Origin of the sequence: Streptomyces odontotermitis (assembly GCF_050510915.1) — a bacterium.
GTDB lineage: Bacteria > Actinomycetota > Actinomycetes > Streptomycetales > Streptomycetaceae > Streptomyces.
On the sequence record NZ_JBNJLS010000022.1, the window covers coordinates 156,722 to 166,591 of the forward strand.

The window sequence follows — 9,870 nt, forward strand, 5'->3', positions numbered from 1 at the left end:
CCCGCCCCACTTGTGGGACGCACCGAGCAAACGCTGATCAAGGCTTTCCAAGCAACACGCCGCAGCCGCTCCGGCCACCGCCGGGTGCTTGGCTTGTGCTGTGCCAGAAAGGGCGCTTCGTGGCCGATTCCGGCAACCCCAACGAGAACATCCCGTCTACTGCCGCCGGCGAGAGCGGCGAGGTCCCCCCCGAGGTGGCTCCCGAGCCGACCTCGGAGGCGGCCGCGTCGTACGACGCCAGCGCCATCACCGTCCTCGAGGGTCTGGACGCGGTCCGCAAGCGGCCCGGCATGTACATCGGCTCGACCGGTGAGCGCGGCCTGCACCACCTGGTCTACGAGGTCGTCGACAACTCGGTCGACGAGGCGCTCGCCGGACACGCGGACACCATCGACGTCACGATCCTCGCCGACGGCGGCGTGCGCGTCGTCGACAACGGCCGTGGCATCCCCGTGGGCATCATCCCCTCCGAGGGGAAGCCGGCCGTCGAGGTCGTGCTCACCGTGCTGCACGCGGGCGGCAAGTTCGGCGGCGGCGGGTACGCCGTCTCCGGTGGTCTGCACGGCGTCGGTGTCTCCGTCGTCAACGCGCTGTCCACGAAGGTCGCCGTCGAGGTCAAGACGGACGGCCACCGCTGGACGCAGGACTACAAGGCGGGCGTGCCGACCGCGCCGCTCGCCCAGCACGAGGCCACCGAGGAGACCGGCACCTCGGTCACCTTCTGGGCCGACGGCGACATCTTCGAGACCACCGAGTACTCCTTCGAGACGCTGTCGCGGCGCTTCCAGGAGATGGCGTTCCTCAACAAGGGTTTGACGATCAAACTCACTGATGAGCGCGAGTCGGCGAAGGCCACGGCGGGTGCGGACACGGTCGACGCGAGCGACGACGCCGAGGTCCGCACGGTGACGTACCACTACGAAGGCGGCATCGTCGACTTCGTGAAGTACCTCAACTCCCGCAAGGGCGAGGTCGTTCACCCGACCGTCATCGACGTCGAGGCCGAGGACAAGGAGCGCATGCTCTCGGCCGAGATCGCGATGCAGTGGAACTCGCAGTACAGCGAGGGGGTCTACTCCTTCGCGAACACGATCCACACGCACGAGGGCGGTACGCACGAAGAGGGCTTCCGGGCCGCGCTGACGGGTCTGGTGAACCGGTACGCGCGCGACAAGAAGCTGCTGCGCGAGAAGGACGACAACCTCACGGGTGAGGACATCCGCGAGGGTCTGACCGCGATCATCTCGGTGAAGCTGGGCGAGCCCCAGTTCGAGGGTCAGACGAAGACCAAGCTGGGCAACACGGAGGCGAAGACCTTCGTGCAGAAGGTCGTGCACGAGCACCTCACGGACTGGTTCGACCGCAATCCGAACGAGGCCGCGGACATCATCCGCAAGGGCATCCAGGCCGCCACCGCGCGCGTGGCCGCCCGTAAGGCCCGTGATCTGACCCGTCGTAAGGGACTGCTGGAGACGGCGTCCCTGCCGGGCAAGCTCAGCGACTGCCAGTCGAACGACCCCACCAAGTGCGAGATCTTCATCGTCGAGGGTGACTCCGCCGGTGGCTCGGCGAAGTCCGGCCGCGACCCGATGTACCAGGCGATCCTGCCCATCCGAGGCAAGATCCTGAACGTCGAGAAGGCGCGCGTCGACAAGATCCTGCACAACCAGGAAGTCCAGGCCCTGATCTCGGCCTTCGGCACGGGCGTGCACGAGGACTTCGACATCGAGAAGCTCCGGTACCACAAGATCATCTTGATGGCGGACGCCGACGTCGACGGCCAGCACATCAACACCCTGCTGCTGACCTTCCTGTTCCGCTTCATGCGGCCGCTGGTCGAGGCGGGCCACGTCTACCTGTCGCGGCCGCCGCTCTACAAGATCAAGTGGACCCGGGACGACTTCCAGTACGCGTACTCGGACCGCGAGCGCGACGCCCTGCTCGAGCTCGGCCGCCAGCAGGGCAAGCGCATCCGGGAGGACTCGGTCCAGCGCTTCAAGGGTCTCGGTGAGATGAACGCCGAGGAGCTCCGCGTCACCACGATGGACGTCGACCACCGCGTCCTCGGCCAGGTCACGCTGGACGACGCCGCCCAGGCGGACGACCTCTTCTCCGTGCTCATGGGCGAGGACGTCGAAGCGCGTCGCTCGTTCATCCAGCGCAACGCCAAGGACGTCCGCTTCCTCGACATCTGAGCCGGTCAGGCGAACGCCAGCTCACCCGACCGCACCGAAAGGATCTTGACCGGCCATGGCCGACGAGAACAACCCCACCACCCCCGAGGACGGCGAAGGCCAGACGCTGCGCATCGAGCCCGTCGGGCTCGAGACGGAGATGCAGCGCTCCTACCTCGACTACGCGATGTCCGTCATCGTGTCGCGTGCGCTGCCCGACGTCCGGGACGGCCTGAAGCCCGTCCACCGCCGCGTCCTGTACGCGATGTACGACGGCGGCTACCGCCCCGAGAAGGGCTTCTACAAGTGCGCCCGCGTCGTCGGCGACGTCATGGGCAACTACCACCCGCACGGCGACTCCTCGATCTACGACGCCCTGGTCCGCCTGGCCCAGCCGTGGTCGATGCGCATGCCGCTGGTGGACTCCAACGGCAACTTCGGCTCTCCGGGCAACGACCCCGCGGCCGCCATGCGCTACACCGAGTGCAAGATGGCGCCGCTGTCCATGGAGATGGTCCGCGACATCGACGAGGAGACCGTCGATTTCACGGACAACTACGACGGCCGCTCCCAGGAGCCGACCGTCCTGCCGGCCCGCTTCCCGAACCTGCTGATCAACGGCTCGGCGGGCATCGCGGTCGGCATGGCCACCAACATCCCGCCGCACAACCTCCGCGAGGTCGCGGCGGGTGCGCAGTGGGCGCTGGAGCACCCCGACGCGACGCACGAGGAGCTGCTCGACGCGCTCATCGAGCGCATCAAGGGCCCCGACTTCCCCACCGGCGCACTGGTCGTGGGCCGCAAGGGCATCGAGGAGGCGTACCGCACGGGCCGCGGCTCCATCACGATGCGCGCGGTCGTCGAGGTCGAGGAGATCCAGAACCGCCAGTGCCTGGTGGTCACCGAGCTCCCGTACCAGACCAACCCGGACAACCTCGCCCAGAAGATCGCCGACCTGGTGAAGGACGGCAAGATCGGCGGCATCGCGGACGTCCGCGACGAGACCTCCTCGCGCACCGGCCAGCGCCTGGTCATCGTCCTGAAGCGGGACGCGGTCGCCAAGGTCGTGCTCAACAACCTCTACAAGCACACCGACCTGCAGTCGAACTTCGGCGCCAACATGCTGGCCCTCGTCGACGGTGTGCCGCGCACCCTGTCGCTCGACGCCTTCATCCGGCACTGGGTCAACCACCAGGTCGAGGTCATCGTCCGGCGCACGAAGTTCCGGCTGCGCAAGGCCGAGGAGCGGGCCCACATCCTGCGCGGCCTGCTCAAGGCACTCGACGCGATCGACGAGGTCATCGCGCTGATCCGGCGCAGCGAGACCGTCGAGATCGCGCGCGAGGGCCTGATGGGCCTCCTCACGATCGACGAGATCCAGGCCAACGCCATCCTCGAGATGCAGCTGCGCCGCCTCGCCGCCCTGGAGCGCCAGAAGATCGTCGCCGAGCACGACGAACTGCAGGCGAAGATCGCCGAGTACAACGCGATCCTGGCCTCGCCCGAGAAGCAGCGCCAGATCATCAGCGAGGAGCTCGCGGCGATCGTCGAGAAGTTCGGCGACGACCGGCGCTCCAAGCTGGTGCCCTTCGACGGCGACATGTCCATGGAGGACCTGATCGCCGAAGAGGACATCGTCGTCACGATCACGCGCGGCGGCTACGTCAAGCGCACGAAGACGGATGACTACCGCTCACAGAAGCGCGGCGGCAAGGGCGTTCGCGGCACGAAGCTGAAGGAGGACGACATCGTCGACCACTTCTTCGTGTCGACGACCCACCACTGGCTGCTGTTCTTCACCAACAAGGGCCGCGTCTACCGCGCGAAGGCGTATGAGCTTCCGGACGCCGGCCGTGACGCCCGCGGCCAGCACGTGGCGAACCTGCTCGCCTTCCAGCCGGACGAGCAGATCGCCGAGATCCTCGCGATCCGTGACTACGAAGCGGCGCCCTATCTGGTCCTCGCCACGAAGGGCGGCCTGGTCAAGAAGACTGCCCTGAAGGACTACGACTCGCCCCGCTCGGGCGGCGTCATCGCGATCAACCTCCGGGAGACGGAGGACGGTTCGGACGACGAGCTGATCGGCGCCGAGCTGGTGTCGGGCGACGATGACCTCCTTCTGATCAGCAAGAAGGCGCAGTCGATCAGGTTCACCGCAACGGACGACGCCCTGCGCCCCATGGGCCGTGCGACCTCGGGCGTCAAGGGAATGAGTTTCCGCGACGGCGACCAGCTGCTCTCGATGAATGTCGTCCGGCCCGGTACGTTCGTCTTCACCGCCACCGACGGTGGGTACGCGAAGCGCACCAACGTGGACGAGTACCGCGTCCAGGGTCGCGGTGGCCTCGGCATCAAGGCCGCCAAGATCGTGGAGGACCGCGGTGAACTCGTCGGCGCGCTGGTGGTCGAGGAGACCGATGAGATCCTCGCCATCACGCTGTCCGGCGGTGTGATTCGTACGCGAGTCAACGAGGTCAGGGAGACGGGCCGTGACACCATGGGCGTCCAACTGATCAACCTGGGCAAGCGCGATGCCGTGGTCGGTATCGCTCGTAACGCCGAGGCCGGGCGTGAGGCCGAAGAAGTCGACGGCGACGTCGTGGACGAATCTGCCGAGGGCGAGACGGTCACCGGCACGGACGAGGGCAGCGAGTCCTCGCCCGAGTAGCGCGAGGAGTGAGTCATCGTGAGTGGAGCCACGGGCGCCGGATCTAAGCGAACCGGCACAGCCGGTACGGACGGTGCCCGTGGCCCCGCCACGGAGGCTCACGAATCCCACGAGCCTCATGGATCCCAGGGGGGAACTGTGACCGACACCCGAGGTCCGCAGACCGCGCAGTACGACGCCTCGTACGGCGCCCAGGGGGGCACGTCCGGCGGCGCTTCAGGAGCCCTGCCCGGTGAACGGCAGCCGCAGCAGCAGCCCGCGCAGCCCTACCACCCGCCGCAGGCGTACCAGTCGGCTCCGGCGGGCGCGGTCCGCAGGCCCCGCACCGGGGCGCGCACCACGCCGCGTACCCGCAAGGCGCGCCTGCGCGTGGCCAAGGCCGACCCGTGGTCGGTGATGAAGGTCAGCTTCCTGCTCTCCATCGCGCTGGGGATCTGCACGATCGTCGCGTCCGCGGTGCTGTGGATGGTCATGGACGCGATGGGCGTCTTCTCGACGGTGGGCGGCACGATCTCCGAGGCCACCGGGTCGAACGAGTCCAACGGCTTCGACCTGCAGTCCTTCCTGTCGCTGCCGCGCGTCCTGATGTTCACGACGATCATCGCGGTCATCGATGTGGTTCTCGCCACGGCCCTGGCGACGCTCGGCGCCTTCATCTACAACCTCTCGGCGGGCTTCGTGGGCGGCGTCGAGCTGACGCTGGCCGAGGACGAGTAGGCGCCGTCCCGCACGGCTCAGGTATCGATTTTGGGACTGGCCCACACGTGCGCTAATCTTCAGAGGTCAGCGCGCGGGGCACTCCCCGAAGAGCGCGGCGGGGCTATAGCTCAGTTGGTTAGAGCGCATCCCTGATAAGGATGAGGCCACAGGTTCAAATCCTGTTAGCCCCACAGTGGCGTAAAGCCTGGTCAGAAGGCCGGTAGATCTTTTCGATCTACCGGCCTTCTGCGTGTGAGGGCCCCGGAGTCCCGGGGGATCCGGGAGTTTCCCGCCGCTCCGAAGACCCTTGACTTGAACTGAAGTTGAGGTACGAGGGTGGCCGCATGAGCAACGACATCGCCTCCGTGCGCAACCCCGCCCTCCCCCTCTCCGACGGCTCCCTCGACGCACTCGCCGCACGGGTCGCCGACGGGGCCACGATCGTCGGGATCGGCGGGTCCACCCGCTTCTCCCGCGAGGTCACCGGGATACAGGACCAGCTGTTCCGCCGCCTCGTCAGCGACCACGGCTTCCGCCTGCTGGCCATGCAGGACCACGCCGGAGCCGTCGACCGGCTCGACCGTTATGTACGTACGGGCGAAGGGGGCTCCGCCGGGGCCGCGCTCGACGCGTCGTGGCGGCCGTGGCGGACCGTCGAGACGGCGGTGGCGCTGGAGTGGATCCGGGACTTCAACCGGCAGCGCCCCGACGACCAGGTGCGGATCGTCGGCACCAGGCCCGCACAGGCGCAGAGCGAGGACTACGAGGCCGTGCTCGACCACGTCCGTGCCTCGGCTCCGCGACGGCTGCCGGAGCTGGCCGCGCACCTGGAGCCGATCCGGACCGCGCACCGCCTCGACGAGCATGTGCAGCGGGCTCAGGGCGTCCACCCGGGACGGCCGTTCGCCGAGCACGCACGGGATGCGCTGGCGCTCCTCTCGTCCCTGCCGGGCAGCGACGAGAGTGTCCTTGCCCGGATGCGGCTGATCGTCGACTTCCACGAGAACAGCGTGGCCGGGCGGGGCAGTTTCGTCGGTGAGGACGACCTGGCGGCCGAGACGCTGACCGGGCACCAGCGCGAGAGCGGGCTGCGCATGGTCCTGTGGGACGGGATCGCGCACACCACGGCGGCTCCGCTCAGCCTCGGTGCGACGCCGGACGAGAGGCCGACGCACAGCATCGGCAGCCGGCTGCGGGCCGACTACGGGACGGCGTACGTGTCCGTGGCCCTCGGTTTCCACCACGGTGACCTGGGGGTCGTCACCGTTCCCGAGGCCCCCGCGGACATGCTGGACGCCGAGCTCGGCCGGGTGGAGGCGCCCGCGCACTGGCTGGATCTGCGGGACGACGAGGGGGCGCGGGCCCGGTGGGCGGGTCCGGCGAAGATGCGTGTGATCAGCGGGGTCTACGACCCTTCGCACGACGCGGACGCGTTCGTGGCCGTCGCCTCCGTCACCGCCGCTTTCGACGTGCTCGGTCATGTCCGTGAGGCCACCGCCGCGCACTGGCTGGACGACTGAGTCCTGGCCGACGCGAAGACCCCCAGCCGTACCGGCTGGGGGTCTCGATGTGTCTGTGGGGGGCGTGGATCACGGCTCCGACGCCAGGCCGGCCGCTAGGGCCGCGGTGTCGGCCTCGGCCTCGGTGTCCGTCGTGGGGAGGTGGCGGCAGCTCGGTGAGGAGCCGTGGGCCTCGGCGCGGATGCGTTGCTTCATCGTGGGGGGCAAGGACCGTTCGTACGCTGCCGCCAGCCAGTGGGTGAGGGCTGGGGCCGGGGCGCTCGCCGTGGCGTGGCGGGATTCCTTGGCCTCGTGTACGGGCGTGGCCGCCGCTGCCGTCGTGGTGAGACCGAGCGCGGCGAAGAGCGCGAGGAAGGCGGTGACGAGCGTGGTCCAGAGCTTCATGGCCTTGGTGGCGGTCATGGCCCCTCACTTTCAGGTTGGGCGATTTGCGTACTTTCCTCATGATGTGTATGTGGGACTTGGAATGGGGGACCGACGCTCGCGGGTCGTCGATCTTCAGATGAACACCACCCGTTTGGTCCCAAGAAGGCCGAGAACTGATCAAGAGCGGCGAACGTCACAGTCTGGGGAGTGAGGAGCGGAGGGGTGTGGTCCGCTTCTACTGCTGTGCGGGGAGCGGGAGTTGGGGGTGGACACAGGTCACCGATCGGTATCGATCGGTGTGTATAGTCGGGCGCCAGAAGTCCCCTACGTCAAAGGAAAGACGAGGTCGCGCGGTGAAGAAGCTTCTCCTGGTCGCACTGGCCGCCATCGGCGGGCTCCTCGTGTACCGCCAGATCCAGGCGGATCGCGCCGAGCAGGATCTGTGGACGGAGGCGACTGACTCCGTGCCCACGGGTTCGTGAGTATCGACAACAGTCTCTTCGCGGGGCCCCGATCGCACACGCGGTCGGGGCCCCGTGCTGTTGTCGGGGCTGGGGCGGGGTCGGGTCGGGGTTGATTCAGGGGTTTCCCCGGGGTATCGGCGGGGAGCGCGGGGCAGGATGAATCTCGGCCGCGATCGGTGGACGAGGGGTGGCGCGTGATGTGGGGGCTTGCCGGGGGGCGGGCGGCGGGGGTGCCGGCCAGGTGCGGGGTGTGGGGTGCGGTGCTGTGTGCGGCGTCGTGTGTGGTGGGAATGGTGCCGGGCGTCGCGTGGGCGGGAGTCGGGGAGAGCACGCCCGCTCCTTATGCCTTCGCCGCGGGCGCGAAGAGCGTGCGAGGGGCGGAGAGCAGTACGGGCAGCGCGGAGTTGAGGCCCGGGGGTACGTACAGGAGCTCGGTCGCAGGCACGGGTGAGGTGTTCTACCGCCTGGAGCTCGATGCCGAGAGCAGCGCCTATGTCGGGGTCACCGCGGTTCCGAAGCCCGGTGCGAAGGTGGGCTTCGGGGACGGGTTCGAGGTTTCGGTGCAGGACGCGGACGGGGCGACCTGTGGTTCGGGGCAGGCGCGCATCGGGTCGTCGCAGAGCCCGCGTCCCCTCACGGCCTGGGCCCAGCGCCAGGTGGGGCCGAACGAGAACCGGTGCGCGGGGGCCGGGACGTACTACGTGGTGGTGCAGCGGGAGCGGAGCCCGGTGTCGGGGGCGACCATCGCGCGGGGCAGCTGGGATCTGGAGCTGAGCGTCGCTTCGGAGCCGGGGCTCAAGGGCGCGGGGAACGAGCCCACCGAGGCGCCCGACACATGGGACTCCGCGTCGCCGGTGCCCGCCGCCGGTGAGCGGAGGGTGCGCGCGGGCGGCGCCGGATTCGACGCGGCCACGGGCCTGGAGGCAGGGGTGTGGGGGGATCGGATCGTGGCCGGGGAGACGTTGTTCTACCGGGTGCCCGTCGACTGGGGGCAGCGGATATCCGCCACGGCCGAGCTGGGCAGCAAGGGATCCGGGCGGGACTTCGACTATGTGACGTCGGCGCTGTCGCTCTCCCTCTACAACCCCGTACGCGGGCAGGTCGCGGAGGCGGACACGGCGTACGACGGGAAGCAGAAGTCGGCCTCACTGGACCCGCTGCCCCCGGTGGCGTACGAGAACCGCTACTCCCCCCGGGACGCCGTGACCGGGATGCGGTTCGCCGGGTGGTACTACCTGGCGGTCCAGCTGAACCCGGCAGTCCGGGCGAAGTTCGGCAAGGAGCCGCTGGACCTGACGCTGCGCGTGGATGTGAAGGGGGTACGGAAGAAGGGGCCCGCTTACGCGGGTGCGGCCAGGCCCTCGGGAGTGTTCGCGGTCACCGGGCGGGACAAGGCCGCCGCGCGCAGCGGTGCGACGCGGGCCGGGGCGGCGGCGGAGTCAGGTGACACCACGATGAAGGTGGTTGCTGCCGGAGGGATAGGGACCGGGGTGGTCCTGCTGGTGGTGCTGGGGATGTGGACGCTGGTGGGGCGGCGGCGGGCCAGGGGGATGGCTGCGGCGGCTGCGGTGGGGACGGGAGCTGAGGGGGGTGGCTGGGCTGCCGGGGGTGGCAGCGGCGGTGGCGGTGGTAGTGGTGGCAGAGGTGTGCAGGTGCCGCCGTCGGGGGGTGGAGGAGCGCCTTCTGGCTGGTAGGGGAGCTGGGGCCGGTTGGTAGGGGGGCGCTGGGGCTGGGGTCCGGCTGGTAGGGGAGCCGGGGCTGGGCGGCCGTGGGCTTGGGGCCCGTACGTGGTGAGCCGGGGTCCCGCTGGTTTGGAGTGGGGGCGTCAGATCTGGGTCAGGGCCCAGAAGCCCACTGCCAGGCAGGCGAGGGCTGCCAGGAGCATGGAGGTCGCCACCTTGCGGGAGGGGCCCGGGCGCTGTGGCCGGGGCAGGGGGACCTGGGTGCTGTAGGGGTGCGTGGGCGTGGAGTGCCCGCGG

At 69.2% G+C, this 9,870-nt stretch carries 7 protein-coding genes and 1 tRNA gene; 7 read left to right on the forward strand and 1 reads right to left on the reverse strand.

Translation table 11 applies throughout. The features are described from left to right. The first annotated feature begins 95 nt into the window (after positions 1–95). The 5 genes from gyrB (at position 96) to ACQB60_RS38480 (ending at position 7,061) form a co-directional block, all read left to right on the forward strand. Entirely contained in the window at positions 96–2,195 is a 2,100-nt protein-coding gene (gene gyrB, locus ACQB60_RS38460; protein ID WP_496930726.1) for a DNA topoisomerase (ATP-hydrolyzing) subunit B, read from the forward strand. A 55-nt stretch (positions 2,196–2,250) separates the two neighbouring features. After that, positions 2,251–4,842, forward strand: coding sequence for a DNA gyrase subunit A (gyrA, locus tag ACQB60_RS38465; protein ID WP_496930727.1), 2,592 nt, complete (start codon positions 2,251–2,253; stop codon positions 4,840–4,842). Positions 4,843–4,860: 18 nt separating this feature from the next. Next, on the forward strand, positions 4,861–5,559 hold the full coding sequence (locus ACQB60_RS38470; RefSeq protein ID WP_496930728.1) for a DUF3566 domain-containing protein: 699 nt from the start codon (positions 4,861–4,863) through the stop codon (positions 5,557–5,559). A 99-nt stretch (positions 5,560–5,658) separates the two neighbouring features. Next, positions 5,659–5,732, forward strand: a tRNA-Ile gene (locus tag ACQB60_RS38475). A 153-nt stretch (positions 5,733–5,885) separates the two neighbouring features. Beyond that, on the forward strand, positions 5,886–7,061 hold the full coding sequence (locus tag ACQB60_RS38480; RefSeq protein ID WP_496930729.1) for an erythromycin esterase family protein: 1,176 nt from the start codon (positions 5,886–5,888) through the stop codon (positions 7,059–7,061). Between the two features lie 69 nt (positions 7,062–7,130). Here the strand turns inward: ACQB60_RS38480 and ACQB60_RS38485 are convergent, their stop codons facing one another. Then, positions 7,131–7,463 (reverse strand): DUF6344 domain-containing protein, encoded by a 333-nt coding sequence (locus tag ACQB60_RS38485; protein ID WP_496930730.1) that lies wholly within the window; start codon positions 7,461–7,463, stop codon positions 7,131–7,133. A 317-nt stretch (positions 7,464–7,780) separates the two neighbouring features. On the opposite strand from ACQB60_RS38485, the gene ACQB60_RS38490 reads away from it, so the two are divergent. Both ACQB60_RS38490 and ACQB60_RS38495 read left to right on the forward strand, forming a co-directional pair. After that, positions 7,781–7,909 (forward strand): DLW-39 family protein, encoded by a 129-nt coding sequence (locus tag ACQB60_RS38490; protein ID WP_003999697.1) that lies wholly within the window; start codon positions 7,781–7,783, stop codon positions 7,907–7,909. Positions 7,910–8,343: 434 nt separating this feature from the next. Beyond that, a complete protein-coding gene (locus ACQB60_RS38495) occupies positions 8,344–9,585 on the forward strand; it encodes a hypothetical protein (RefSeq protein ID WP_496930731.1) in 1,242 nt (413 codons plus the stop codon). Positions 9,586–9,870: the final 285 nt, after the last annotated feature.

Excerpts from the sequence above, each read along its gene's own strand:
- ACQB60_RS38480 (WP_496930729.1), top strand. The coding sequence starts at position 5,886 with ATGAGCAACGACATCGCCTCCGTGCGCAACCCCGCCCTCCCCCTCTCC.
- ACQB60_RS38485 (WP_496930730.1), bottom strand. The coding sequence starts at position 7,463 with ATGACCGCCACCAAGGCCATGAAGCTCTGGACCACGCTCGTCACCGCC.
- gyrA (WP_496930727.1), top strand. The coding sequence starts at position 2,251 with ATGGCCGACGAGAACAACCCCACCACCCCCGAGGACGGCGAAGGCCAG.